This window comes from Actinomadura vinacea (assembly GCF_039532545.1).
Lineage (GTDB): Bacteria > Actinomycetota > Actinomycetes > Streptosporangiales > Streptosporangiaceae > Spirillospora > Spirillospora vinacea.
The window spans coordinates 1-24,173 of sequence record NZ_BAAARW010000022.1; the positions used below are offsets into that span (position 1 = coordinate 1).

The following is a 24,173-nucleotide window of genomic DNA, read 5'->3' on the forward strand; positions in this document are numbered from 1 at the left end:
GCGCCGATCTCCACGGTGTGGGAGGGCGCCAACGCGGGCTGGTGGCCGGTGTTGTGGTTCCTGGTGAAGATGTGGGCGTTCATCTTCTTCTTCGTCTGGCTGCGCGGGTCGCTGCCCCGCGTCCGCTACGACCAGTTGATGCGGTTGGGCTGGAAGGTGCTGATGCCGGCCTCGCTGGGCTGGATCCTGCTGGTGGCCACGGTCCGGGCGCTACGCAACGAGGGTTATGACATGCGGGCGATCGCGTTGTACGCGGCGATCGTGGCCGGGGTCGTGCTGGTGGCCACGCTGCTGTGGGAGACACTGCGCGGCGATGGCGGCAAGGACGAGCAGGCCGTCTCCGAGGCGCCCGCGGGCGGCGGGAGCGCGGGCGGGGGCGGGAAGGCCCCTGCCGCGGCGGCCGGGTTCCCCGTCCCGCCGATGGACGCCCCCCACTACCACGGCCGGCCGATCGCCCGAAGCTGACTCGCTCACTCTGCACGGCGACGCGGTCACGATCAACGGACACGGTTGAGCCGGGTCAGGCCCCGTACGATCCTGACCCGGCTCGTCAACCGGTTCCGATGGACCACCGGTGGGTGCGGTGGGCCGGGCCCGGCCGCCCCTCGACGGTCAGACGCGGTCGGCGGCGATGAGGAGATATTGGAAGCTGCCGCTCCGGTAGGCGTCGAGGAAGGCCGATTCGATGCCGGTGGTCAGGGTGGACTTGGCGCGCAGCTCCCAGTACGGGATCGTCGCCGCGGTCAGGTCGACCACGCCGGCCGGGATCAGACGGTGGTTCGCCAGCTCCTTGAAGTAGGTGCTGCGCGGGTGGACGTCGCAGATGTAGTGCGCGTTGATCTGGCTGACGGCGCGGGAAGGGAGCCCGTAGGCGTCGTTGTAGCAGCCGGTGATGCACACGTACCGGCCGCCGCGGCGCAGCAGCCGGGAGTGCTCGGCGAACAGCAGGCCGAGCTCGACGTACATCGTGCTCTCGTTGTTCCAGATCGCCTGGAAGGCGCCCGTCTCGAAGCCGGTGTCGAGCATGTTGCGGAGATGGAAGCGGACCCTGTCGTCCACGCCACGCCGTTTGGACTGGTCGTTGGCGAAGGCGACCTGGGACTCGGAGATGGAGACGCCGTCGACCTCGCAGCCGAACCGCTCGTTGACCACGAAGCTGGAGCCGCCGCGTCCGGAACCGGCGTCCAGGACCCGGTCGGCGGGACTGAGGGCGCCGAGGTGGCTCATGAGGAACTCGGTCTGGGCGCACTCCAGCCGGTGCAGTTCCTTGATGGTCCTTTCCTCGCGGGTCTCCTCCGGTCCTTCGAGGACCGACCAGTCCACCTCACCGATCCCGTAGTGGTGGTGGTAGATCTCGTCAACGTCCCCCAGCCTCAGGTTGACCGGGTTCTTCTCGGCGTTCCAGTAGTCGGCGACCGAGCGCTGGTAGTGGCTCTCGAGAACGGGGGTCACACGGGGGGAGGTCATTTCCGGTATTCCTTTCTCAGGGTGGACTTACAGGGTCGGTAGGTCCGTCGTCACTTGTAGCGGTCGGTGGAGCTGTGCCATTCGAAGCCGCCCGCCATCCACGCCTGTGCGCCGTGCAGGAACCGCTGGAGCTCGGCCGAGGGGAGGCCGGCGAGTTCCCGCTGGCTGGCCTCGAAACCCCGGACGAAGTCGTTGTGCATCGACACCGCCGTCTCGATCGCCTCCTGGAGGGAGCAGCCCTCCTCTTCGGCGATCAGCAGGACGACATTGCAGTCGGGCAGGTCGTCGGCGGCCTCCTTCTCCACGGAGTGGAGGTCGTTGACGATGACCGCGGCCGTCCCGGCCTGCATGACGGCGCGGTGGACCCGGGGCTCGTAGAAGAGGTTCGCGTCCAGCTGGTAGCCGCCCACGATGTCGATCAGGGTCATGGACGTGTAGAAGCTGTCGTGCTGCCGGGCCGCGAGATAACGCCACACCGGGGGGAGTTCTTTGAGGTGCCGCCAGGCGGCGTAGGCGGTCCAGCTCACGTACATCTGGGACGTCGTATTGCAGATCCGCATGACCTGCGAGGGAGTGGCGTGGCGTCTCAGGTGGGCCGTCGCCGAATTCAGCGCGACAAGAACGGGGTCTGCACGCAGGGCCTCGTCGAGTTGCGCGGTGTACTTTCCGGCGGGCGGGGGAGCGTCCATGGCGGACATCACCAGCGCCAGGCGCGGTGGGAGCTTCGTGGGGGAGGCACCCAGGTCGCTCTCGTCGGCGTAGTAGTCGTCGCTGGCCCACCAGGCGGCGTTCACCTGGGCGCCGAGCAGCAGCAGGTCGACGTCATCGGTGTCGGGATGGGCGAGCGTGGCCAGCCGCCCGAACCCGGTGGCGTGGAACGCCTCCAACCGGTCCGCGTAGATGCCGACGCGCTCGGCCCAGGCCACCAGGCGGTCGTCGACCGCACGGGCGAGGTCGTCGTCGATCCGCGCCGTCATGGGGAGGTAGAGGGGCGAATACGACCCGTCACCCCACTGCCTTTCCGCGTAACCCGGTGAGATCGGACCGCCCATGCGCACGGCCTGGGGCCGGTACGGAACGCGGACGCGCAGGCAGCCGCCCGAATCCCCGGCCGGAGGAGGCGTCGCGCCCGGGCGGATCGCGTCGGCGACACGTGCCGCGGACGTTCCCAGCCCCGAGGGACCGGACGGCAACCGGCCCACCTCGCCCGCGGCCGTGATCTCCTCAGGTGTCTCAAACATGCTCTCCTGCCTCAGACGTCGGGGACTCTGAGACAGTTACTCACAGCGTCACGGTAACTACAACATGCGACAGGGTGACCGGAAGGTGACACTGTGTGGCCGCTTGGGGGAGGCGAGTGCGCCTGTGGGGCGGCGGTCGGGGACGGTCACTCCGGGAGCCGGAAACGGACGTCCAGGTATTGGTCCAGCCCGGTGGTCTTCAGAATGCGCAACAGCTGAGGAATCGGATTGAGCAACACCAGCTCGCCGTCGGCCCGTTGCACCGCGCGCCAGATGCGGACCAGCGCGTTCAGACCTGAAGAGTCGCAGAAGACCAGGTTCGGCAGTTCCAGTGCCACGGCCACGCCGGAGTCGGAGGGGTGGCCCCGCGGTGGGGCGGCGATGCGGGCGATGACATCGCGCTCCAGGCGGTGCGCCGTGGTCAGGTCCAGCTCACCGTTCACGCTGTGCACCGTCCATCGCCCCTCCCGCCGGTCGTCGATCGACAGTCGCGCGGCCGGATCATGCGTCGCCGACGGAGTGGTGCTCATCGCGGACACTCCCTTTCCTTGACCGCCGTCGGCCGTGTCGGCCCCGGCGGCTGAACGTTCGCATCGTGCAGCGGGTCATCGTTGTCTTCGATTACCCGTTATGGATGGGTTCATTCGGTCCGCACAAGCGTTGTGAACTGCACGTTCGGCCCCCACGAGACCGGGCACGGCCCGGAGCTCGTCAGGGGACGGACACCCTGTCCGGGTGCCCGTCCCCGGGGCCCTGCGACTAGACGACGAGCTTGGCGGCCGCCTCGCCGTACACCCACGTGCTGGCGTCGCACTCGGAAATGAAGTCCGCGGGGAACCCGCGCTCGAAATCCGCCGCCGCCTCCAGGCGCCGGACCGCCTCCTCGGGAAGGACGACGTCGACCGAGCCCAGGTTGTCGGTGAGCTGCCGGAGATTGCTCGCACCCACGATCGGGTGGACGGCGGCGTATCGGCTGCGCGTCCAGGCGAGCGCCACCTGGGCCGGGGTGGCGCCCAGGTCGCCCGCGACCTCCTGGACGGCCCGCGCGACGCCGTGGTCGCGCGGAGTGAGGGTGCCGGGGTCGACCCGGGTGGGCGTGTCCGGGGCCGGCGCGGAGCCCTTCCCGTCCGGGCCGGTGAACTTCCCGGACAGGATGCCGCCTGCCAGCGGTCCCCACGCGGCCACGCTCATCCCGAACGCCTCGGCCATCGGCAGAAGCTCCCGCTCGACGTCGCGCTGGAGCAGGCTGTAGGGCACCTGCAGGGCCGCGAACGGCGTCCAGTCCCGCCACTCCGCCAGGGTGTTGGCGCGGCTGACCAGCCATGCCGGGGCGTCGGAGACGCCGACGTAGAGCACCTTTCCGGAGCGTACGGCGTCGTCCAGCGCCCGCATGGTCTCCTCGACCGGTGTGTGGCGGTCCCACACGTGCACCCAGTACAGGTCGAGGTAATCGGTGCGCAGCCGCCGCAGGCTGTTCTCCAGCGACAGGGTGAGGTTCTTGCGGTGGTTGCCGGCGGCGTTGGGGTCGGCCTGGTCGCGGGAGATCGTGTACTTGGTGGACAGGACGAAGCGGTCGCGGCGCTCGCCGAGGAGTTCGCCGAGGATGCTCTCGCTGTCACCGTATGCCGTGGCCGTGTCGATGACGTTGCCGCCGGCGTCCGCGTAGGCGTCGAGCATGGCGCGGTACTCCTTCACCGCGTCGGGGCCGCCGTGCTCGTAGAAGCCCATCGCTCCGAAGAACAGCTCGGACACCCGCAGGCCGGTCCGGCCCAGCAGTCGGTAGCGCAAGAGACGAGATCCCTTCTGAAGATCCGTGTGGATCGTCACGGTGTGCGTGACTCACCGCGGAGCCTGCCACCCGGGAGGCCGTCCATGAAGACCGTGCTGAGGCTGGCCCTGCCAGGGCCACCCTCGGCCGCCTAGACTCCAGATCATGGGAGACAACGAGCTGGGCGCTTTCCTGCGCGCCCGAAGGGGCGCCGTTCTGCCCGCCGACGTGGGGCTTCCGGACGGGCCGCGCCGCCGCACTCCCGGACTGCGCCGGGCCGAGCTGGCCACGCTCGCCGGGATCAGCGTGGAGTACCTCACGCGCCTGGAGCAGGGCCGCGACCGCCGCCCCTCCATCGAGATCATCACCACGCTCGCCGACACGCTGAACCTGTCCGAGAACGAGCGGGTCCACCTGCACCGCCTGGCCAAGACCGTGAGCGGCGGAGTCTGCCAGTTCGGGCCGCCGCCCGTCCGGGAGGTCCGCCCCACGGTGCGGGCGCTGCTCGGCCGGCTCGAGCCGGCTCCGGCGCTGGTGGTCGACCGGCTGGGCGGGGTGCTCGCCTTCACGACCGGCTTCGCGCGGCTCGCCGGGCCGGTCGGGCTGCTGGAGGCCGCCGCTCCGAATCTCGCGCGGTTCGTGTTCACCGACGTCCGCGCGCGGGCCGCGTTCCCCGACTGGGACCGCGTCGCCGATGAGCGCGCCGCCGACCTCAGGGCCGCGGCGGCGCTCGGCGACGCGCACGCCGCGGCCCTCGCCGGAGAGCTGGCCGAGGCCGCGGGCTCCGCCTTCAGCGGCCGTTTCGACGCTCCGGACGCGCTTCCCGCGCGCACCGGCACCGAGCGGTGGGCGCATCCCCTCGCGGGCGAGCTGCTGCTGGCCTTCGAGAGCCTCGAACTGCCCGACTCCGACGAGCAGCGACTGATCGTCTACGTTCCGGCGGACGGGGCCGCCGAGGCGGCGCTCGACCTCATCACCGTCCCGCTGGAGAGCCGCGGCGACCGGGACCGGCCGTCCCCGGTCCCGGCCGAGCGCTGAGGCTCAGGCGGCCTGCGCGACCACCACCGCGTCCTGCTTCTCCCGGACCGGAAGCGCGGCGACGGTCGCGGTCTTCGGCTTGCGGACGGTCCCGGCGGCCAGCAGGCCGATGGGCACCGGAGCCCAGTGGCTGATGGCGCGGAAGATCAGCACGCCGGACAGCGCGCCGACGGTCCCGACGCCGATGGCGGCCAGCAGCGCGACCAGGGCCGCCTCGGTGGAGCCGAGCCCGCCCGGCCCCGGGACGACCCCGCCCGCCGCGGCGCCGATCATGTAGACGACGATCAGCGTGCCGAACTGCGCCGGCGTCACCGCGCCGGGGACCGCCAGCATGCTCACCGCGAACGCGACCGCCATCATCAGCGTGGTCGCGGCGGACGCGGCCATCATCACCAGCATGTCGCCGGGCCGCCGCAGCATCCGCGCGCAGACCTCGATCGGCCCCCGCATTCTGTCGCGCAGGAACCACGCCGCCACCGCGGCCGCCAGGACGGCGACGCCGGCGATGACCAGCATGGTGCGGCTGATGTGCACCTCCGACAGCAGGGCGCGGTCGCCGGTGGCCAGCGCGACCGGGACGACGATCGCGAACAGGATCAGGTCGGCGACCGCGCCGCCGACCTGCAGGACACCGGCAACGGCCACCGCTTCGCTCGCCGGGACGCCCCGTCCCGTCAGGTACCGGGCGTTGACCGCGACGGTGCCCAGCCCGCCGCCGGTGATCCTGTTCGCCGTCGCCCCGGTGAACTGCGCCATGGTGGCGTGCAGCAGGGGCATGGGCTTCCCGGCGGCGCCGCGCAGCGCCACGGCGGCGAACCAGAAGTGCGCGACCACCAGCGCCGTGACCGCGGGCACCACGGCCCAGTGCGCGTCGGCGGCCGCCCGCGCCGCCCCCGAGACCGTGGCGGCCGCATCGCCGCCGGCCAGCATCACGCCCACGCCCACCACGACCAGGATCCCGGCCAGCGCCCACGCGACGGCCCGGATCCTGCGGTCACCGCAGACGTTCATCTTTTCCTCCGCTGGTCGACAGGTTGTCCGCCCGACTCAAGCCAACCCGTTCCGGCCCTGAAGATCAGTGGTGTGACCTCGTCAGTCGATGGTGGGGCTAGCACCCCTATCCCGGCTGGGGCTCACCCGCGGGTGTGCCGGCGGTGGCGGACGGGCCGGCGGAGCCCGCGGCGGCGCCGCCCTGTCGAAGTGATCGGGCGTCCTGGGCGCGGGGCCGTCAGGAGGGGGCGTGTTCGCCGGGGGCCTGTTCGGTGGGCCGCAGGGGGAGGCGAACGGACATGCGGGTTCCGCTGGGCTGGTCGACGATGCGCAGGGTGCCGCCGTGCGCCTGGGCGATCTGGCGCGCGATGGGCAGGCCCAGCCCGGTGCCCTCGGGGTCGCTCCGGCGGGCGTCGGCGCGCCGGTAGAAGCGCTGGAAGACCGCTTCGCGCTCGGCGGCGGGGATGCCGGGCCCGTCGTCGGCGACCTCCAGGACGGCCTCGCCGCCGCGGGAGGCGAGCGACACCTCGGCATAGGTGCGGGCATGTCGTTCGGCGTTGGTCAGCAGGTTGCCCAGCAGCCGGGACAGCCGGACCGGGGACCCGTCCACGACGACGCCCGGCTCCAGGCGGACGGTGACGGTGACCGAGGGGTGGTGGTCGGCCAGATTCTGCTCCACCAGCCGGGCCAGGTCGACCGGTTCGGTGAGGATGGGCACGTCGGCCTCCAGGCGGGCCAGCTCCAGCAGGTCGGCGACGATGTCGCCGAGCTGGTCCGCGTCGTGCAGGGCCGCGTGCAGTACATGGCGGGAGTCGACCTCGGGGTCGGAGAGGGCGAGCTGCAACCTGGTCTGCAGCCCGGTCAGCGGGCCGCGCAGATCGTGCGAGGTGTCGGCGACGGCCTGCTGCTGGTGCAGCAACGCCTCGCGCAGCTGTGCGGCGACCTTGCGTTCCCGCACCTGTGCGCGGCGCAGCTGCAGGTTGACGTCCTGCAGTTCGCGCGCCCTGACGAACAGCTCGGCTTCGATCGCCTTCACGCCCACGCTGACGGTCTCCTGGCCGTGGGCCTCCGCCCGGCGGAGGGTCTCGATGAACGAGGTGACCTCCTCGACCCGGTTGACGATCAGCTTCACTTCGCCGTCGGGGCCCAGGACCGGGGAGTTCACCACGTTCCAGTACCGCTCCTGGAGCTCGCCGGGCTGCCCGGGCATCTCGATGTCGTAGCGTTGCAGCGTCACCATGTCGGGTTCACCGGTGGCCAGCACCTGCTCGAGCGAGGCCCGGATCTCGCTCGTGCCGCGGGCGGCGGGGTCTTCGGGGAACGTCAGGAAGGCGTCACGGCCGACCATCTGCTCGCGGCTGCGTCCCAGCAACCGCTCGTAGGCGCAGTTGGTCGCGGCGAATTCCAGGTTCGGCGTCAGGATCGCGCATGCCACCGGCATCGCTTCGAAGACCGCCGAATAATCGACCCCGACCATGCGCGGTACGTACCCTTTTATTGTAAATAGTGGCGCAATGTGCGGTTCTTCCGCCGCAAAATGACCCCGTGCTGACCTCCGGTGTTGATCAGGTGTGGGCCGCCACCAGTTCGGCGAGCGCGGGCTGAAGTCGCGCGGGCGGCCGGCGGGGTACTGCGCCGGTCAGGTGCTGGGCCGGTCAGTCGGTGCCGGACTCCAGCGCGGCGTGATCGAGCAGCTCGTCGTCGCCGTGAACGGTCCCGCTGGAGGCGATCGCCTCGGCCCCGCCCGCGGGCATCGCGCCGATCAGCCCCGTCGAGGCCGCCTGCGCCGCGCCGATCAGCGTCGGGTGCGGGCTGCCGACCATGCCGAGGTCGGCGTACTGCTCGAGCTTGGCGCGGGAGTCGGCGATGTCGAGGTTGCGCATGGTCAGCTGGCCGATGCGGTCGACCGGCCCGAAGGCGGAGTCCTCGGTGCGTTCCATGGAGAGCTTGTCCGGGTGGTAGCTGAAGGCCGGTCCGGACGTGTCGAGGATGGAGTAGTCCTCGCCGCGCCGCAGCCGCAGGGTCACCTCGCCGGTGACCGCCGTGCCGACCCAGCGCTGCAGCGACTCGCGCAGCATCAGCGCCTGCGGGTCGAGCCAGCGGCCCTCGTACATCAGCCGGCCCAGGCGCCGCCCCTCGCTGTGGTAGCTGGCGAGGGTGTCCTCGTTGTGGATCGCGTTGACCAGCCGTTCGTACGCCGCGTGCAGCAACGCCATTCCCGGCGCCTCGTAGACGCCCCGGCTCTTGGCCTCGATGACCCGGTTCTCGATCTGGTCGGACATGCCCAGGCCGTGCCGGCCGCCGATGGCGTTGGCCTCCAGCACCAGGTCGACGGCGGTGGCGAACTCCTTGCCGTTGATCGACACCGGCCGCCCCTGCTCGAAGGCGATCGTGACGTCCTCGGCGGCGATCTCGACGGCGGGGTCCCAGAACCGCACGCCCATGATCGGCTCGACCAGTTCGATGCCCGCGTCCAGGTGCTCGAGGGCCTTGGCCTCGTGCGTCGCGCCCCAGATGTTGGCGTCGGTGGAGTAGGCCTTCTCCGTGCTGTCCCGGTAGGGCAGGCCGCGCTCCAGCAGCCACTCCGACATCTCCGTGCGGCCGCCGAGCTCGCTGACGAAGTCGGCGTCCAGCCACGGCTTGTAGATCCGCAGGGACGGGTTGGCGAGCAGGCCGTAGCGGTAGAACCGCTCGATGTCGTTGCCCTTGAAGGTGGAGCCGTCGCCCCAGATCTGCACGTCGTCCTCGAGCATGGCGCGCACCAGCAGGGTGCCGGTGACGGCCCGCCCGAGCGGGGTGGTGTTGAAGTAGGCGCGGCCGCCGGACCGGATGTGGAACGCCCCGCAGGCCAGGGCGGCGAGCCCCTCCTCCACGAGCGCCGCCCGGCAGTCGACCAGCCGGGCGATCTCCGCGCCGTACGCGGTGGCGCGGCCCGGCACCGAGGCGATGTCGGGCTCGTCGTGCTGGCCGATGTCGGCGGTGTAGGTGCACGGCACTGCACCCTTCTCGCGCATCCACGCGACCGCTACCGAAGTGTCGAGGCCGCCGGAGAAGGCGATTCCGACGCGTTCGCCGACAGGCAGAGAGGTGAGCACCTTGGACATGGGTACAACTATGCACTCTAATGAATGGTCATGCAAACCGAGTCCGCATGCTGGACAGTCCGGCAAGCCCGACGCACCCGTCGGGCCAGGTGATCGCGGTCAGTCGGCGGGCGCCCGCGCGTCGCGGAACCTGCGATGCGCGGCCATGCGGACCGGTGCGTCGGCCCAGCCGTAGCCGTCGTGATCACCGATGCGCTGGACGAGCTGGAGGAAGACACGTCCGCCGAGGAGTTCGGTTCCGGCGTGGAGGTAGGCCCGGCCCGCGGGGGCGCTTTCATAGAGGATGCCGAGAGCGCGCAGCGAATCGAGCGTGTCGGCGGGGAGTTCGACCCGGGCCTGGAGATCGTCATAGTAGTTCTCCGGAATGTCGAGCATGCGGGCTCCGCGAGCCCGCGCGGCGGTGACCGCCTCGACGATGTCGCTCGTCAGCAGCGCGACGTACTGGGGTTCGGCGACGCCGGGGGCCCACGTGCCGCGCCGGAGCAGCGAGACGGTCAGGGCAAGGCGGACCCGGCGTTCCGGATCCGCCATCGCGCGGGTGCGGATGAGGCCGAACGGCGCGGCGACCTCTCCTGAGGTCTGCGGATCGAGGCCCAGCACGGATCTGTAGAAGAGCGTCGCCTCGTCGAAGTGGTCGAACGGCTGTGTCAGGCCGATGTGGTCGATCCGCTCGACGGCGCAGCGCGGCCCGGCGCCGCCCCGGCCGACGGCACCGCCCGGGGCGGGCGCGAAGTCGGCGAGCCACCCGTCGCCGGGGCCGGCCCGGACGTCGGTCCGGCAGAAGAACATCGAGGTTCCGTCCGGGGCGGCGACGGCGGAGATGTCGGCCTCGGCCGGTCCCCGTTCGCGTGGGAGCACCGGTGCGGCCATGGCTCTGGCGCGGCGGGCGGACGCCTCGGGGTCGGTGGACTCGACGGCCACCGCCGTGATCGCCGGCGGCCGGGGCGCCCCCCGGTTGAGCAGGATCCGTGCGCCGCCGTTCTCCCAGAGGTCGACCGGCTTGGTTCGATGCCGTCCGGAACGGGCGAAGCCGAGGGCCTCGAGGGCCTGGGCGAGGTCGCGGCCGCCGGTGCGGTCGACGCCGATCTCGACGAAGGCGATGCCCGCGAGTTCGGGGGGTGCCGGCACCTCGGTGTCGAGCACGTGGCGGGGTTGGCGGCGCGGGGGCTCGGTGAGCATGCGCAGGGAGCGCATCGCGTCGACCGCGGCCGGCCCTGGGTCGGCCTGCCGGAAGACGTCATTGAAGACTTCGAGGGACAGCGGCCCGGAGTAACCGGTCCGCAGGACGCACCGCAGGAAGGTGTCGAGGTCGAAGGATCCCTGTCCTGGGAAGAGCCGGTAGTGGCGGCTCCAGTGCAGTACGTCCATGTCCATGGCGGGGGCGTCGGCGAGTTGGAGGAAGAAGACCTTCTCGCCGGGGATGCCCGCGATGGCCGTTGGATCGGATCCGCGGGAGAGGACGTGGAAGCTGTCGAGGCACAGGCCGAGGGCGGGATGGCCCGCGAGTTCGACGACGCGCCACGACTGCTCGTAGGTGTTGACATGCGTGCCCCAGGCCAGGGCCTCGTAGGCGATCCGCAGTCCCCGCGCGGCGGCGCGGTCGGCGAGGACGCCCAGTTGGTCGGCGAGCCGCTGCTCGTCGGGCACGGCGTCCGGGGCGACGGAGGAGCAGAGGAGGAGCGTGTCGGCCCCGAGGGCGGTCATGACGTCGAACTTCTTCTCCGCCCGGCGAAGGTTGGCCGCCGCCCGCCCGGGGTCGGTACTGTCGAAGTCGCGGAAGGGCTGGTAGAGGTCGACGGTCATGCCGAGGTCCGCGCAGCGGAGCCGGACCTCGCCCGGCGGCAGCGGATTCGCGATCAGGTCGGCCTCGAACAGCTCGACGCCGTCGAAGCCGGCCGCGGCCGCACCCTGGAGCTTCTGCTCGAGCGTGCCGGACAGGCAGACGGTGGCGATGGCGGTGCGCAGACGGTCAGGCGACATCGCGCCCCGCCTCGTTCTGGCCGATCAGCCGGTGGAAGTGGGCGAGCATCCGGTCGGCGTCCGGTGTGCGCCCGGTGAACAGGGCGATGGCCTCGGCCGCCTGGAAGACGAGCATGCGGCCGCCGTTGAGCGTGCGGCAGCCGAGGGCACGGGCCGCGGCGAGCAGGGCGGTCTCCAGGGGGTGGTAGACGATGTCGGCCACCCACAACCCCGGGTGGAGGAGGCCCGCGGGAAGGGGGAGCCCGGGGTGGCCGGTCATGCCGACGGGAGTGGCGTGGGTCAGCCCGGACGCGACGGGGACGAGCCGGGGGAGTTCGCCGGTGCCGGCGTGATCGACCGTCCGGCCGGGGAATCGTGCGGCGAGCGCGCCGGCGAGGTGCGCCGCCCGATCGGTCTGGGCGTCGACGACGTGCAGGGTGCGGGCACCGAGGGAGAGAAGGGCGTGCCCGACGGCGGCGCCCGCCCCGCCCGCCCCGAGGAGGACCACGTCGGCGAGGTCGTCCTCGGCCAGGCCACCGGGCAACCCGGTCTGGAGGCCCCTGGCGAACCCGCCCCAGTCGGTGTTGTGCCCGCTCGTGCCCTGCGGCCCGAAGACCACCGTGTTCACGGCCCCGATCGCCGCCGCGTCCGGCGCGAGCACGTCCAGGTGCGGCATGACCAGCTGCTTGCAGGGGTGGGTGATGTTCAGCCCGTGCCAGCCGGCGGCGCGGGTTTCGGAGAGCAGCTCGCCGACGTCGGCGGGGTCCCGGCTCATGGCGTCGAGGTCGAGCAGCTCATAGGTGCCGGGGACGCCGAGGGCGGCGGCCTCGTGCTCGTGCAGCGCGGGGGAGAGCGAGTTGCCGATGCCGGCGCCGACGAGGCCGGCGCGGTAGGCGGTGCGGCGGGTTTCGATCATTCGGGGGTCCCTGCGGTGGTGGGGGAGTCGGCGACGTAGAGTTCCGCGCCCGCGGCCCGGATCGCGCGTTCGATGTCGGCGGGCGGGCGCTCGTCGGTGACGACGGCGTCGAGCCGGTCGAGCGGGGTGAGCAGGACCGGGCCCGGTCGTTCGAACTTGGTGTGGTCGATGAGGAGCACCGATCGGTCGGAGTTCTCCATCAGCCGCAGCTGCACGTCGGGGTTTCCGTCGGCGATGATGTACAGGCCGCGGGCGTCGGCGGCCTCGGCGCCCAGGAACATGGTCCGGGCGCGGACCCGCGCGGCGGCCTCCAGGGTCATCGGCCCGGCGAACGCCTCCCGGTTGGAGACGGCATTGCCGCCCAGACCGATGACGTGCACGTCCTCGCGGTGCAGCAGGAGCTGGATCACCGGGATCGAGGTGGTGATCACGGTTCCGCCGAAGGTCGGGGGGAGCGCCTCGGCGAGGGCGAACGGGGTGGTGCCGCTGTCGACGGCGATCGCGTCGTGGTCGTCGACGAGCTCGACGGCGCGTGCGGCGATGCGGCGCTTGGCCGCGGCGTTGCGTCCGGCGCGGGTGGCGAAGTGGGCGGTAGGCGCGAGGCCGGGCGCCGACTGGATCGCGCTGGCGCCGCCGTAGACGACCTTCAGCCCGCCCGCTTCCTCGAGCCTGCGCAGGTCGCGCCGCACGGTCTGCTCCGACACGCGCAGCTCCTCGGCCAGGTCGGCCACCGGCAGGAAGCCCGCGCTGCGGACCAGGCCGAGGATGCGCTCGCGCCGCTGCGCCGCGCCGTCGTAGCGCATGTCGGGTGCGGACTCGGTGTTCACGGAGGGCCCTCCTGGGCGGTCGTGGGGATGGAACGGGTCACGGGCGGTTTCGCCAGCGGCTGGGTGGGCCGCCTGCTTCGAGATCGGTGATCCGGCGGCTGATCTCGGCCCGCAGCGCCGGGTCATGCGCGCCGCCGGACCGCTGGGCCAGTCCGGTGATCTCGCGCAGGAGCCGGGCCCGGCGCAGGATCGGGTAGCCGTCGAGGGTGCGCACGTCGCGGCCGTAAGCACGGTGGAACGCCGCGTAGTCCGCCTCGCTGAGCCAGCCGATGTCGAGGTAGGCGGCGTTCTGGCTGAGGTCCCACTCCCGGTGACCCCACCCGGCGTATTCGAAGTCGAACACGACCGGCCCGCCCGCGGTGGACAGCACGTTGTGGCAGGCGGCGTCGCCGTGGACGAACCCCGGTGTGAGGACGGGGCCGAGACCGGCGTAGTCGGCGGCCGTCGCGCGCACGAGGCCGGCGAGTGCCGTGCGGTCGCTCTCGGTGAGGCCCGCCGCGTGTTCGATCCGCGCGCTCAGCCGGAGGAAGGGGTAGGCGGGCCGGGCGAGTTCGGCGGGCGGCTGGAGATCGTGGATCCGCCGGAGCAGGTGCCCGAGTTGCTCGGTCGTGCCGGGGCGTCCGCTGAGGCCGTACCAGAAGGTCACGACGATGTCGTCCACGACCACGGGCTGGTCCACGGGGAGCGGGTGGGTCACGGGGATCCCGCTGGACGAGAGCCACCGGGTCACCGCGATCTCGCGGGCGGCGTCGTCCGCTGTGACCCCCGGGCGCTCGACCCGCGCGATCACGCGGTCGGCGTCCATCCGCAGCACCGCGCGCTCGCCGAGCCGCACCCACTCCAGGTCGGTCGGGCGCAACCCGGCGGTCCGGGCCGCCGCGGCGCAGATCCGGGTGGCGATGCGGCGCGGGTCCGCGTCGCTGCTCCACGGCCGGACGCCTGAGGCGCCCTCCGTGCCGGGGTCGGTGTTCATCGGGTGTCCGTCGCGTACGTGGCCGCAGGTACCGGATACCTCTTCGCCGAGGCGGCCGGGATGCCGAGCATAGCGCTCCTCGGTCGATTCTTTGGCGAAGTTCCGCCAAAGATGGCCTGTCATCTGTTTGAACTCTCACGTTTGTTGGAGTTATATCAAGCGTCTTGTATGAAGACTGCCAAACATGTCAGAGTCTGTACAGCTAACACCGTCCGTGAAGCGAGGAAGGACCGCCATGCCTCCGGGCCGCCACTACGACGACATCAGCGTCGGCGACGAGCAGCTCACCCCGCGGGTGACCGTCACCGAGAGCCACGTCCTGACCTACGCGGGCGTGTCGGGGGACTTCTCCGCGCTGCATCTTGACGAGACCTACGCGGCGGACACCGAGTTCGGCGGCCGCATCGCCCACGGCCTGCTGGGCCTGACGCTGACCGACGGGCTCAAGGTCCAGTCCGGTTACTTCCAGACGGGGGTGGCGCTGGGCTGGAGCTGGAACTTCCGCGCCCCGATCCGGATCGGGGACACGCTGCAAGTGCGTTTCCGTGTCGAGTCCGCCCGCGTCTCGCGCAGCCGTCCGCACATGGGCATCCTCACCGTCGCCGTGTCGCTGCTGAACCAGCGCGGTGAGGTCGTCGGCGACGGGGAGCACCGGCTGATGGTGCCCCGCAGGCCGGACGCGACCGGCGCGAACCAGGAGCAGGACCAGGGCACGGACCCCTGCGCGCCGGGGCGGACGGCATGACCGGCCCGAAGTTCACCACCGCCGACGAGGCCGTCGCGAGGATCCCCGACGGCGCCACCGTGGCGCTCATCGGCGGTGGCGGCGGCCTGATGGAGGCCACCCACACCTTCCGGGCGGTGTCCCGGCGCTTCCTCACGACCGGTGCCCCCCGCGGCCTGACCGTCGTCCACGCGCTCGGAATCGGCGACAAGATGGACGAGGGACTCAACCACTTCGCGCACGAGGGCCTGGTCAAGCGGGTCGTCGGCGGCCACTGGGTGTGGTCGCCGCGGATGCAGCGGCTCGCCGCCGAGGAGAAGATCGAGGCCTACGTCCTGCCCAGCGGCTGCGTGATGCAGCTGTACCGGGAGATCGGAGGCGGCCGCCCCGGACTGATCAGCCATGTCGGCCTGGGCACCTTCGTCGACCCCCGGCACCAGGGCGGGAGGATGAACGCCTCGGCCACCGAGGACCTGGTCGAGGTCGTGCGCCTCGGCGGCGAGGAGCGGCTGTTCTACAAGTCGTTCCCGATCGACGTCGCGATCATCCGCGGCTCCTTCGCCGACGCCGACGGCAACATCAGCCTCGACCAGGAGGCCGCCAACATCGACGTGTACGCCGCGGCCCTCGCCGCCCACAACTGCGGCGGCACGGTCATCGCCCAGGTCCGCACCGCCGTCGACACCGACTCGCTGCCGGCCCGGTCGGTGCGGGTCCCGGGCGCGATCGTCGACGCCGTCGTGGTCGACCCCGACCAGCGGATGAGCTACGACCTGACCTACGACCCGCTGATCTCCGGAGAGCGGCGCGGCCCCATCACGCTCGCCCCTCCCGCGCCGCTCGACGTCCGCACGCTGATCGCCCGCCGCGCCCACCGCGAGCTGCGCGCCGGCGCCATCATCAACTTCGGTGTCGGGATCGGCGAGGGCGTCGCGAAGATGATCGCCGACCGGGGCGAGACCGGGCGGTACTACCAGACCGTCGAGCACGGCACCTACGGCGGCTCGCTGATCACCGGGACGATGTTCGGCTACGCCCGCAGCCCGTCCGCCATGATCGACGGACCGTCCCAGTTCGACTTCTACGCCGGCGGCGGCCTGGACATCGCCTTCCTCGGATTCGGCGAGCTGGACGAGAACGGGGACGTGAACGTCTCCCGCCTGGGCGGGCTGACGGTCGGGCCGGGCGGGTTCATGGACATCGCCCAGAACGCCCGCAAGGTCGTCTTCTGCGGCACGTTCGACACCAAGGGCTCGCGCGCCACGGTCACGCCGGAGGGCCTGCGGATCGAGCGGCACGGGCAGATCCGCAAGCTGGTGCGGCGCGTCGAGCAGATCACCTATTCCGGGGCCCAGGCGCTCGCCCGCGGCCACGAGGCCCTCTTCGTGACCGAGCGCGCGGTCTTCGAGCTCACCCCCGGCGGCCTGGTGCTCACCGAGGTCGCACCGGGTGTCGACGTGCGGAAGGACGTCCTCGACGCGATGGACTTCGAACCGCTGATCCCGCGTGAGCCGCGCACGATGGACCCGGCCCTGTTCGCGGACCGGCCGGGCCGATGACGGCCGCGGACGCCCTCCCGACCGCCGTGCGGCTCGCCCGCCAGGCGGGCGAGCTGCAGCTCGCCCGCCGTGACGAGCTCGTCGTGCACGGGACGAAGGCCCACGTCAACGACCTGGTCTCCGATGTCGACCTCGCCAGCGAGGACCTCCTCGCGGCCGGGCTGCGGGAGGCATTCCCCGACGACGGGGTGCTCGGCGAGGAGGGCACCGACCTGCCGGGGACGAGCGGACGGCGGTGGGTGCTCGACCCGATCGACGGGACGCGCAACTACATCACCCGAAGCGGCTCCTGGTCGGTGTGCGTCGCGCTGCGGGAGCCCGGCGAGGCCACCGCGCTCGCCGTCGTCCACGACCCGGTCCTGGACGAGACGTTCACCGCCGTCGCCGGGGGCGGAGCCCACCTCAACGGCTCGCCCATCCGCGCCTCCACGACGAGCGCCCTGGACCGGGCGCTCCTCGCGCTGACGTTCAACCCCTCACCCGAGACCCGGGACCGGGTCGGACGTCTCCTGCCCCACCTGCTGCGGGCGGTCGGCGACCTGCGCCGCTACCCCGCGGCCCTCCACCTGGCCTACCTCGCCTCAGGCCGGGTCGACGTCGGGCTCCTGCTCGACACCAAACCCTGGGACGTCATGGCCGGCCATCTCATCGCCGCCGAGGCGGGCGTCGTCCTCACCGGCCCGGGCGGCACCCCGACGCCCGAGCTGACGCTCAGCTCGGCGCCCGCGCTCTGGCCGCAATTCGGCCGGCGAGTACTCCCTCTCCTGCAGCCCGGCAACAGAGGCTGACCGGTGCACCACGAGCCACGCAAGCCCCGGGCCTGCGGCATTACCATCCAGAACTGAAGGAGAGCACGATGAAGCAGGTCAACGATGCCGCGGAACCGGCCGGCGCCAAGCGCGCCGGCCGGGCGAGCATGGTCGGGGCCATCGCGGACTGGTACGACTACTTCCTCTACGGGACCGCCGCGGCGCTCGTGTTCGGGCCGCTCTACTTCCCGGGCGACGACCCGACGGCCGGGACCCTCGCGGCGTTCGCGACCTTCGCGGTCGGCTTCTTCTTCCGCCCGGTGGGCAGCATCTTCTTCGGCCACTTCGGCGACCGCATCGGCCGCAAGCGGATGCTCGTCGTGACGATGCTGCTCATGGGCGGGGCGAGCACCCTCATCGGCCTGCTGCCCACCTACGAGCAGATCGGCGTCGCGGCCCCGGTCCTGCTCGTCATCCTCCGGGCGGTCCAGGGCTTCGCCGTCGGCGGCGAATGGGGCGGCGCCACCCTCATGGCGGTGGAGTCCGCGCCGCCGCATCGCAAAGCGTTCTTCGGCAGTGTCGTGCAGACCGGCGCCTACATCGGCCTGCTCACCGCCACCGGGGCGTTCTACCTGTTCAGCACCCTGCTGTCCGAGCCGGCGTTTTTGTCCTGGGGCTGGCGGATCCCGTTCGTCGCCAGCGTCGTCATCCTCGCGGTCGGCTACTGGGTCCGCCGCGGCGTGGACGACACTCCCGAGTTCCGGTCGGCCAAGGCGGACGGCAAGATCCGCAAGGTCCCGCTCTGGTCGGCGCTGCGGGAGAACCCGAGGTCGTTCCTCATCGTCGTCGGCATGCGGCTCGGCGAGAACGTCGCCAACTACATGGTGCTGACCTTCGCCATCGCCTACGCGACGAGCAGCGCGGGCGTCGACAAGAACGTGCTGCTCATCGCCCTCATCGTCACCTCGGCGGCGGCGCTGTTCACCGTCCCGCTGATCGCGCGGTACGCCGACCGGTACGGCTACTACCGGGTGTACGTCTTCGGTGCAGCCGCCGGTGTCTGCCTGGCCTTCCCGTTCTTCTGGAGCCTCGACACCGGCAGCACCGCGGTCATCATCACCGCCACCCTGGTCGTGCTGACCTCGGCGGAGATCGCGATGGCGGCGGTGCAGCAGCCGATCTTCACCGAGCTGTTCGACACCGAGTTCCGGTACAGCGGCGCGGGTTTCGCGTACCAGTTCACCGCCGCGGTCGGGGGCGGGCTCACCCCGCTGATCGCCACCTGGCTGGTCGACGCCGGCGGCGGGAGCGGGAACTGGGCGGCCGGCTACATGGCCGCGGTCTGCGCGATCGCGCTGGTCACGACGGTCGCCGTGCGCAAGCGGATCCGGGCGATCCACCGCCCCGAGGAGTCCCGGACAAGGGTCGCCCGCGCCCCGGGGTGATCTGACGCCGGAGAGCCCGGTCCCTGGTCCGCGATCGGGTCGCCGCGTGCAGCGTGGTCAAGGCCGTGTCGATCAACCGCTGAACTGCGGCTTTCAAGACGCCGCAGGTCGGCGATCAGGCCGGTGTCAGCGCAGTGAGGATATGGCGGTGGGGATGGCGATGGTCGATGTCGCGCGCTTGATGTTCTCCGGCCCATTGGGCGGTGGCCAGATGCCACGGTCGTAGGATTCCTTGCGGATCGCAGCCCGGGCGTTGAGGTCGGGGAAAGGCCAGATATGGGTGATGCGGGGGACGCCGTCCAGGCCGTACATCGCGACGGTGAGCGGGTACATCGAGGTGCGCTCGGGTACGGCTTGCTCCCATCCCGCCATAGTCGGCGCCAGCCCGCCGATGGCGAGTTCGTAGGTCCGGAACTCGTACACGCCGCCGTATTCACCAGGCGTGACGTCGGAGAGAAACGGGAAGGGCTCGTAGGTTTCGAGCTTCATTCCCGTCAGATATTCGCCGATGCCGAACGGGTCGGAGCCGAACAGCACGCGGCGACGTTCTCCGGCCAGTTCCGCAGCGGAATCGAAACCGCGAAGCACCAGCAGGCGGGTCACAATCTCCCCGATTTCGGTTTCCCAGCAGCCGAGCAGCCTTCCGGCCGTACCGGACTCGCCGGTGTAGGCCTCGATGCCGGGCAGAGCCTTCGGTACTGCCCGCAGACGCAACGACAGGGTCGCCAGTTCGTACAGCATGACCGTTCCTCAAGAGAAGTATTGTGCCGGGAATGGTGGTGAATCACCAGTCTTACGTGATCCGTCCGGTCAGGCGGCGATCGCGGTGAAGTGATCGGCGACCGCCGCGGCGGCGGTGATCAGCGGCGGGAGGAACTCCAGAGCGCGCTCCGGCGTCCATCGCTGGTCCGGTCCCGAGATGACCAGGGACATGGCGAACGCGTCGAGGCGGGGCGATCGGACCGGTGCCGCGATGCCCCGTACGCCGGGATGGTTCGCGCCGTGCGACATCGCGTGCCCGCGGGTGTTGACCGTCGCCAGGCGATCGCGGAGCGCGTCGGCCTCGGCCGGCGTCATGCCGGCACGGCGGAGGATCGCGTCGGCGGTCGCCGGTTCCAGTTGGGCGAGGATCGCGTGCCCTCCGCAGCCGCGCACCAGTGGGCTCGCCTCGCCGATGAGCGCCACCTGGCGCAGTGCGTGCGTCTCGCTCTCCACCCCGAACACCAGGACGCCGAGGTCGCCCGCGCGCTGGTGCAGGGTGACGGTCTCGGACGTCGCCTCGGCAAGCCTGCGCAGGATCGGACGAGTCGCGGCGAAGAGGTGGGTCTGGGGAGCGGCCAGGCCGGCCAGAGCCGGTGAAGGCGGGGCCTGTCCGGTAGCCGCCGCCGTCGAGTCGCTCGGCGTAGTCCTCCTCCTGCAGGACGCGGAGCAGGCGGTAGGTGGTGCCGAGCGGGCTGCCGGTGATCGCCGACGCGGACACCGGCTACGGGAACCCCATGCATGTCGTGCGGACGGTCCGGGAGTACGAGCGGGCCGATGTCGCGGCGATCCAATTGGAGGACCAGGCGTTCTCGAAACGGTGCGGGCACCTGGCGGACAAGGGGGTCATCGGGACCGAGGAGTTCGTCCGCAAGCTGCATGCCGCCCTGGACGCCCGGACCAAGGACACCGTCGTCATCGCCCGCACGGACGCTCGCGGGCCGCACGGCATGGACGAGGCCATCGACCGGGGGCGACGCTACGCCGCCGAGGGGGCGGACCTGGTGTTCGTCGAGGCGCCGGAATCGAGCGAGGAGATCGAGCGCGTCGCCGCCGAGATCGACGCCCCGCTGCTGTTCAACGTCGTCCCCTCAGGACGGAGCCCGCGGATCGACGACGCCGGGTTGGAACGGCTGGGGTTCCGGATCGCGATCTACCCCGGGGCCCTGCTCGCGCCGTTCGCCGCGGCGGCGGCCGGCGCCCTGTCCCGGATGGGCGGCCGTGATCTCGGTGACCTCGCGGGACCGGGCGGGATCTTCGACGCCGTCGGGCTCGTCGAGTGGACCGAGCTGGATCGGCGCTACCGCACGGAAGGAGCGGCATGGGAATGACCGTGATCGAGAAGATCCTGGCCCGGGCGTCCGGACGGGACCACGTCGCCGCGGGTGACACCGTGGTCGCGCGGGTGGACATGAACGTCCTGATCGACCTGATGTTCACGAACTGGACGCGGCCGCTGAAGATCGCCGATCCCGGTCGCACCGCGATCGTCATGGACCACGCGGTGCCGGCCCCGACCCTCGCCGACGCCAACGCCGGGACGCGCGCCCGGGAGTTCGCGGCCGCGTTCGGCATCGAGCGGTTCTTCGACGTCGGCCGGCACGGCATCTGCCACCAGGTGATCGCCGAGAACGCCTTGGCCCTGCCAGGGCAGGTCCTGACGTGCACGGATTCACACACCTGCGCGGCAGGTGCCTACAACACCGCCGCCCGGGGGCTGGGTCCGGCCGAGGTCATCGCCATCCTTTGCACCGGACGGACCTGGTACACCGTCGGCCCGACCGTCCGCTACGAGCTGATCGGTGAGCTGCCGCCCGCCGTCGGGGGCAAGGACGTCTTCCTGCACATTGCGGGGGCGTACGGCGACGCCGCCAACCAGAACCTGGAGTTCGGCGGGCCCGGTCTCGCGTCGGTGCCGATGAGCGACCGGCGCACGATCGCCACCCAGGGCGCCGAGGTGTCCGCGGACTTCACCGTGTTCGAGTTCGACGGCCGCTGCGCCGATGACCTCGCCTCGCGCGGCGCCGGCGGCTACGTTCCCGCCGCGCCGGACGCGGACGCCGGCTATGCCGATGTCCGGACCATCGACCTCGGCGCGATGGTGCCGCACGTCGCGCGCCCCGGAAAGGTCAGCCGGAACGCGCTCCCGATCTCCGAGGCCGACGCCCGGGCTGTGCACCAGTGCTTCATCGGCTCGTGCGCGAACGGGCAGCTCGACGACATGCGGACCGCCGCCGAGATCCTCGACGGCCGCCGGGTCGCGCCCGGGGTGCGGCTGATCGTCACTCCGGCCTCCCAGGCCGTCTACCGGGACGCCGTGCGGAAGGGTTACGTCGGTACCCTGATCGACGCCGGCGCGGTGGTCACCAACTCCACTTGCGGGGCCTGCTTCGGCTACCACATGGGCCTGCTGGGCGACGGCGAGGTGTGCCTGACGGCGAGCACCCGCAACTTCCGCGGCCGGATGGGCAGCCCGGACGCCGAGATCTACATGGCCTCGACCGCCACCGTCGCGCTCTCCGCCGTCACCGGCAAGATCACCGACCCCCGGGAGGTGCTGTCGTGAACCACCGGGTCACCGGCCGGGCTTGGGTGTTCGGGGACGGCATCGACACCGACGCGATGTACCCGGGATTCGCGATGAAACTGCCCGTGCCCGAGGCGGCCGAGTACGTGTTCTACGACCTCCGCCCAGGATGGACCGAGGAGGTGGAGGCCGGTGACATCGTCGTCGCGGGACGGAACTTCGGTGTCGGCTCCAGCCGTCCCGTCGCCGCCCTGATGCGGCATCTCGGTGTCGCTGCGCTGGTCGCGGAGGAGTTCAACTCGCTGTTCCTGAGGAACGCGATCAACAACGGGCCGCCGGCGCTGACCGTGCCCGGCGTCCGTGATCTGGTGCGCGAGAGCGATGAGGTCACGCTGCACATGTCGGAGGGCTGGCTCGACCGCGACGGCACCCGGCTCCACGGGGCCGCCTTGCCGCCCCTGGTGCTCGACATCCTCGACGCCGGGGGCCTGCTTCCCCGGCTCGTCAACGACGGCTACCTGCCCGCGCCGCCCGATCGGCGTCCATCCCCGGAAGGAGAGGCCGGCACGTCATGACCACATCGGCAACTCCACCACCGTCGAGTACGGACGTGCTCGCCCGGTTCGTCGTCGAGGCGGACCTGGACCGCGCTCCGGCCGAGATCAGGCCCCGGCTTCGCGACCTGTTCCTCGACCACATCGCAGTCGCCGCCTTCGCCGCGATCCGAGCCGAGAGCAGCCCCGCGGTCAAAGCGGCCGTCGACGCCCTCGATCCCGGCGAAGGACCCGCCACGGCGATCGGCATGACGCGGGGCTACAGCTGGTCATACGCGGCACTGCTCAACGGCGTCCACGCGCACTCGCTCGACATGGACGACACCAACCGCGTGCAGACCGGCCACCCCGGAGTCGCGATCTTCCCTGCCGCGATGGCCGAGGCGGAACGACTCGACTCGACAGGACAGGCGTTCCTGGACGCGGTCGCCGTCGGGTACGAGGTGTGCTGCCGGGTCGGCGCGGCACTGACCGCACGAAGCTATGAGCGCGGTTTCCACATCACCGCGGCCTCCGGCATCTTCGGTGCCGTGGCCGTGGTGGCGAGGCTGCGCGGCTTCGACGCCGCCACGACGTCGTCGGCCTTCGGCCTGGCCTTGAGCAAGGCCGCCGGAACGATGCAGTATCTCGCGGACGGGGCGTGGAACAAGCGCCTCCATCCCGGCTTCCTGGCACAGGACGCCCTGCTCCTGCGCCTCATGGGCTCACCGGATCCGCTGCAGATCGACGGCCTCGGCGGTTCCCGGCCGATCACCTCCAAGCTCGCGATCATCTCCCGCTCCGCGCGCGCCGACTACACGTTCGGGCAGGTCGAAATCCAGCGTGCCGCGGTCGTCTACTCCGGCAACTGCGGCAACATCTCCGCCGGCGTCGGTCCGTTCGCCATCGACGAAGGTCTCGTCGAGGCGGCCGAGGGGATCACGTCCGTCCGGATCCACAACACCAATACCGGCACCGTGATGACGGCGCACGTGCCCGTCCGCGCGGGCAGGGCCCGGGTCGAAGGCGGTCTCGCCATTCCCGGATGCCGGGCAGGGGCGCGGAGATCGTCATGGACTGGGCGCGGACGGTCGGGGCGAAGACGGGACGGCTGCTGCCGACCGGAAACGCGGTCGACGACATCGTCGACGTCTCCCCGTTCCCCACCGGGGGCGCCATCGCGATGGCCAACGCGCCGGACGGAGAACGGCGTGACATCTAGCGCGGCCTGCTCCGCTTCGCGGGCGCGATAGTGATCGCCGGTCCCCTTCTCAGCTGGTCGATCCTGATCGTTCCGGGGTGGTTGTGACCCGCTGCGTGCCGAGAAAAGGGGTGCGTCCCGACCCGGCCGCTGACGGCCGCATCAGCGGCGTCTGGGTTCCGGCCAATCCTCGTCCCGCTCGGCGATCAGCTCACCGATCCGCGCCGGTGACCAGCACTGATCGTCCCAGCTGCACGCTGCGGGCCCCGCCTCCAGCTGAGCCTCCGGACGGGCCGGCCGAGCGTCGGCGAGCCTGCTGCGGGCCTGCTGCGGGCGAGCGGATGGTCCACCAGATGCCCGGCGTCGGCCGTGTCCACAGCCACCCGCGGACGG

23 protein-coding genes are annotated in these 24,173 nt (G+C 71.4%); 10 read left to right on the forward strand and 13 right to left on the reverse strand.

What is annotated here, in order from left to right; translation table 11 throughout:
* The coding region (locus ABD340_RS29805) for an NADH-quinone oxidoreductase subunit H (RefSeq protein ID WP_344593415.1) at window positions 1-465 on the forward strand (465 nt) is incomplete at its 5' end.
* 147 nt (window positions 466-612) lie between these two features.
* Here ABD340_RS29805 and ABD340_RS29810 read toward each other — a convergent pair.
* The 4 genes from ABD340_RS29810 to ABD340_RS29825 all read right to left on the reverse strand — a co-directional run bounded on the left by ABD340_RS29810 (window position 613) and on the right by ABD340_RS29825 (window position 4,496).
* Window positions 613-1,467 carry a geranyl diphosphate 2-C-methyltransferase gene (locus ABD340_RS29810; RefSeq protein ID WP_344593416.1) on the reverse strand — a complete coding sequence of 285 codons (855 nt, stop codon included), beginning with the start codon at window positions 1,465-1,467 and terminating at the stop codon, window positions 613-615.
* 50 nt (window positions 1,468-1,517) lie between these two features.
* Entirely contained in the window at window positions 1,518-2,708 is a 1,191-nt protein-coding gene (locus ABD340_RS29815) for a family 2 encapsulin nanocompartment cargo protein terpene cyclase (RefSeq protein ID WP_344593418.1), read from the reverse strand.
* A 146-nt stretch (window positions 2,709-2,854) separates the two neighbouring features.
* Complete coding sequence (locus ABD340_RS29820; RefSeq protein ID WP_344593419.1) at window positions 2,855-3,238, reverse strand: STAS domain-containing protein; 384 nt, start codon at window positions 3,236-3,238, stop codon at window positions 2,855-2,857.
* Between the two features lie 229 nt (window positions 3,239-3,467).
* The gene (locus ABD340_RS29825; protein WP_344593420.1) at window positions 3,468-4,496 is read right to left on the reverse strand and encodes an aldo/keto reductase; all 1,029 of its coding nucleotides are present in this window, start codon (window positions 4,494-4,496) and stop codon (window positions 3,468-3,470) included.
* A gap of 145 nt (window positions 4,497-4,641) precedes the next feature.
* On the opposite strand from ABD340_RS29825, the gene ABD340_RS29830 reads away from it, so the two are divergent.
* On the forward strand, window positions 4,642-5,514 hold the full coding sequence (locus ABD340_RS29830; RefSeq protein ID WP_344593422.1) for a helix-turn-helix domain-containing protein: 873 nt from the start codon (window positions 4,642-4,644) through the stop codon (window positions 5,512-5,514).
* Window positions 5,515-5,517: 3 nt separating this feature from the next.
* Here the strand turns inward: ABD340_RS29830 and ABD340_RS29835 are convergent, their stop codons facing one another.
* The 7 genes from ABD340_RS29835 to ABD340_RS29865 form a co-directional block, all read right to left on the reverse strand.
* A complete protein-coding gene (locus tag ABD340_RS29835; protein WP_344593424.1) occupies window positions 5,518-6,525 on the reverse strand; it encodes a lysylphosphatidylglycerol synthase domain-containing protein in 1,008 nt (335 codons plus the stop codon).
* 217 nt (window positions 6,526-6,742) lie between these two features.
* Window positions 6,743-7,981 carry a PAS domain-containing sensor histidine kinase gene (locus ABD340_RS29840; RefSeq protein ID WP_344593425.1) on the reverse strand — a complete coding sequence of 413 codons (1,239 nt, stop codon included), beginning with the start codon at window positions 7,979-7,981 and terminating at the stop codon, window positions 6,743-6,745.
* Window positions 7,982-8,159: 178 nt separating this feature from the next.
* Entirely contained in the window at window positions 8,160-9,608 is a 1,449-nt protein-coding gene (gene argG, locus ABD340_RS29845) for an argininosuccinate synthase (RefSeq protein WP_344593427.1), read from the reverse strand.
* A gap of 99 nt (window positions 9,609-9,707) precedes the next feature.
* Complete coding sequence (locus tag ABD340_RS29850; RefSeq protein WP_344593429.1) at window positions 9,708-11,588, reverse strand: sugar phosphate isomerase/epimerase and 4-hydroxyphenylpyruvate domain-containing protein; 1,881 nt, start codon at window positions 11,586-11,588, stop codon at window positions 9,708-9,710.
* The gene (locus ABD340_RS29855) at window positions 11,578-12,483 is read right to left on the reverse strand and encodes a shikimate dehydrogenase (protein WP_344593431.1); all 906 of its coding nucleotides are present in this window, start codon (window positions 12,481-12,483) and stop codon (window positions 11,578-11,580) included. The genes ABD340_RS29850 and ABD340_RS29855 overlap by 11 nt, the downstream gene beginning before the upstream one ends.
* Window positions 12,480-13,310 carry a DeoR/GlpR family DNA-binding transcription regulator gene (locus ABD340_RS29860; RefSeq protein ID WP_344593432.1) on the reverse strand — a complete coding sequence of 277 codons (831 nt, stop codon included), beginning with the start codon at window positions 13,308-13,310 and terminating at the stop codon, window positions 12,480-12,482. The genes ABD340_RS29855 and ABD340_RS29860 overlap by 4 nt, the downstream gene beginning before the upstream one ends.
* A gap of 37 nt (window positions 13,311-13,347) precedes the next feature.
* A complete protein-coding gene (locus ABD340_RS29865) occupies window positions 13,348-14,283 on the reverse strand; it encodes a phosphotransferase enzyme family protein (RefSeq protein ID WP_344593433.1) in 936 nt (311 codons plus the stop codon).
* Between the two features lie 235 nt (window positions 14,284-14,518).
* On the opposite strand from ABD340_RS29865, the gene ABD340_RS29870 reads away from it, so the two are divergent.
* From ABD340_RS29870 to ABD340_RS29885, 4 genes are all read left to right on the forward strand, one after another.
* Window positions 14,519-15,028, forward strand: coding sequence for a MaoC family dehydratase (locus tag ABD340_RS29870; protein ID WP_344593435.1), 510 nt, complete (start codon window positions 14,519-14,521; stop codon window positions 15,026-15,028).
* On the forward strand, window positions 15,025-16,566 hold the full coding sequence (locus ABD340_RS29875; RefSeq protein WP_344593436.1) for an acyl CoA:acetate/3-ketoacid CoA transferase: 1,542 nt from the start codon (window positions 15,025-15,027) through the stop codon (window positions 16,564-16,566). Before ABD340_RS29870 ends, ABD340_RS29875 begins: the two co-directional genes overlap by 4 nt.
* Window positions 16,563-17,354 carry an inositol monophosphatase family protein gene (locus tag ABD340_RS29880; RefSeq protein WP_344593438.1) on the forward strand — a complete coding sequence of 264 codons (792 nt, stop codon included), beginning with the start codon at window positions 16,563-16,565 and terminating at the stop codon, window positions 17,352-17,354. The genes ABD340_RS29875 and ABD340_RS29880 overlap by 4 nt, the downstream gene beginning before the upstream one ends.
* Window positions 17,355-17,422: 68 nt before the next feature.
* Complete coding sequence (locus ABD340_RS29885) at window positions 17,423-18,760, forward strand: MFS transporter (RefSeq protein ID WP_344593439.1); 1,338 nt, start codon at window positions 17,423-17,425, stop codon at window positions 18,758-18,760.
* A 126-nt stretch (window positions 18,761-18,886) separates the two neighbouring features.
* On the opposite strand, the gene ABD340_RS29890 is transcribed toward ABD340_RS29885, so the two are convergent.
* A complete protein-coding gene (locus ABD340_RS29890) occupies window positions 18,887-19,501 on the reverse strand; it encodes an NIPSNAP family protein (RefSeq protein ID WP_344593440.1) in 615 nt (204 codons plus the stop codon).
* Between the two features lie 69 nt (window positions 19,502-19,570).
* Complete coding sequence (locus ABD340_RS48115; protein WP_425547474.1) at window positions 19,571-20,314, reverse strand: IclR family transcriptional regulator; 744 nt, start codon at window positions 20,312-20,314, stop codon at window positions 19,571-19,573.
* Between ABD340_RS48115 and ABD340_RS29900 the strand changes: the two genes are divergently transcribed.
* From ABD340_RS29900 to ABD340_RS29915, 4 genes are read left to right on the forward strand one after another with little or no spacing between them, the layout of a single operon-like run.
* Complete coding sequence (locus tag ABD340_RS29900; RefSeq protein WP_344593443.1) at window positions 20,203-20,850, forward strand: isocitrate lyase/PEP mutase family protein; 648 nt, start codon at window positions 20,203-20,205, stop codon at window positions 20,848-20,850. The two genes, ABD340_RS48115 and ABD340_RS29900, sit on opposite strands and share 112 nt — an antisense overlap.
* On the forward strand, window positions 20,841-22,085 hold the full coding sequence (locus ABD340_RS29905; RefSeq protein WP_344593444.1) for an aconitase/3-isopropylmalate dehydratase large subunit family protein: 1,245 nt from the start codon (window positions 20,841-20,843) through the stop codon (window positions 22,083-22,085). Before ABD340_RS29900 ends, ABD340_RS29905 begins: the two co-directional genes overlap by 10 nt.
* Window positions 22,082-22,621 carry a LeuD/DmdB family oxidoreductase small subunit gene (locus ABD340_RS29910; RefSeq protein WP_344593445.1) on the forward strand — a complete coding sequence of 180 codons (540 nt, stop codon included), beginning with the start codon at window positions 22,082-22,084 and terminating at the stop codon, window positions 22,619-22,621. Before ABD340_RS29905 ends, ABD340_RS29910 begins: the two co-directional genes overlap by 4 nt.
* Window positions 22,618-23,832, forward strand: coding sequence for an MmgE/PrpD family protein (locus tag ABD340_RS29915; RefSeq protein WP_344593446.1), 1,215 nt, complete (start codon window positions 22,618-22,620; stop codon window positions 23,830-23,832). The genes ABD340_RS29910 and ABD340_RS29915 overlap by 4 nt, the downstream gene beginning before the upstream one ends.
* Window positions 23,833-24,173: the final 341 nt, after the last annotated feature.

Bases quoted from the DNA above. Each gene is read 5' to 3' on its own strand.
- ABD340_RS29890 (WP_344593440.1), bottom strand. From the start codon at position 19,501: ATGCTGTACGAACTGGCGACCCTGTCGTTGCGTCTGCGGGCAGTACCG.
- ABD340_RS29815 (WP_344593418.1), bottom strand. From the start codon at position 2,708: ATGTTTGAGACACCTGAGGAGATCACGGCCGCGGGCGAGGTGGGCCGG.
- argG (WP_344593427.1), bottom strand. From the start codon at position 9,608: ATGTCCAAGGTGCTCACCTCTCTGCCTGTCGGCGAACGCGTCGGAATC.
- ABD340_RS29915 (WP_344593446.1), top strand. From the start codon at position 22,618: ATGACCACATCGGCAACTCCACCACCGTCGAGTACGGACGTGCTCGCC.
- ABD340_RS29905 (WP_344593444.1), top strand. From the start codon at position 20,841: ATGGGAATGACCGTGATCGAGAAGATCCTGGCCCGGGCGTCCGGACGG.
- ABD340_RS29885 (WP_344593439.1), top strand. From the start codon at position 17,423: ATGAAGCAGGTCAACGATGCCGCGGAACCGGCCGGCGCCAAGCGCGCC.
- ABD340_RS29840 (WP_344593425.1), bottom strand. From the start codon at position 7,981: ATGGTCGGGGTCGATTATTCGGCGGTCTTCGAAGCGATGCCGGTGGCA.
- ABD340_RS29820 (WP_344593419.1), bottom strand. From the start codon at position 3,238: ATGAGCACCACTCCGTCGGCGACGCATGATCCGGCCGCGCGACTGTCG.
- ABD340_RS29880 (WP_344593438.1), top strand. From the start codon at position 16,563: ATGACGGCCGCGGACGCCCTCCCGACCGCCGTGCGGCTCGCCCGCCAG.
- ABD340_RS29875 (WP_344593436.1), top strand. From the start codon at position 15,025: ATGACCGGCCCGAAGTTCACCACCGCCGACGAGGCCGTCGCGAGGATC.
- ABD340_RS29830 (WP_344593422.1), top strand. From the start codon at position 4,642: ATGGGAGACAACGAGCTGGGCGCTTTCCTGCGCGCCCGAAGGGGCGCC.
- ABD340_RS29835 (WP_344593424.1), bottom strand. From the start codon at position 6,525: ATGAACGTCTGCGGTGACCGCAGGATCCGGGCCGTCGCGTGGGCGCTG.
- ABD340_RS29850 (WP_344593429.1), bottom strand. From the start codon at position 11,588: ATGTCGCCTGACCGTCTGCGCACCGCCATCGCCACCGTCTGCCTGTCC.
- ABD340_RS29810 (WP_344593416.1), bottom strand. From the start codon at position 1,467: ATGACCTCCCCCCGTGTGACCCCCGTTCTCGAGAGCCACTACCAGCGC.
- ABD340_RS29870 (WP_344593435.1), top strand. From the start codon at position 14,519: ATGCCTCCGGGCCGCCACTACGACGACATCAGCGTCGGCGACGAGCAG.
- ABD340_RS29855 (WP_344593431.1), bottom strand. From the start codon at position 12,483: ATGATCGAAACCCGCCGCACCGCCTACCGCGCCGGCCTCGTCGGCGCC.
- ABD340_RS29865 (WP_344593433.1), bottom strand. From the start codon at position 14,283: ATGAACACCGACCCCGGCACGGAGGGCGCCTCAGGCGTCCGGCCGTGG.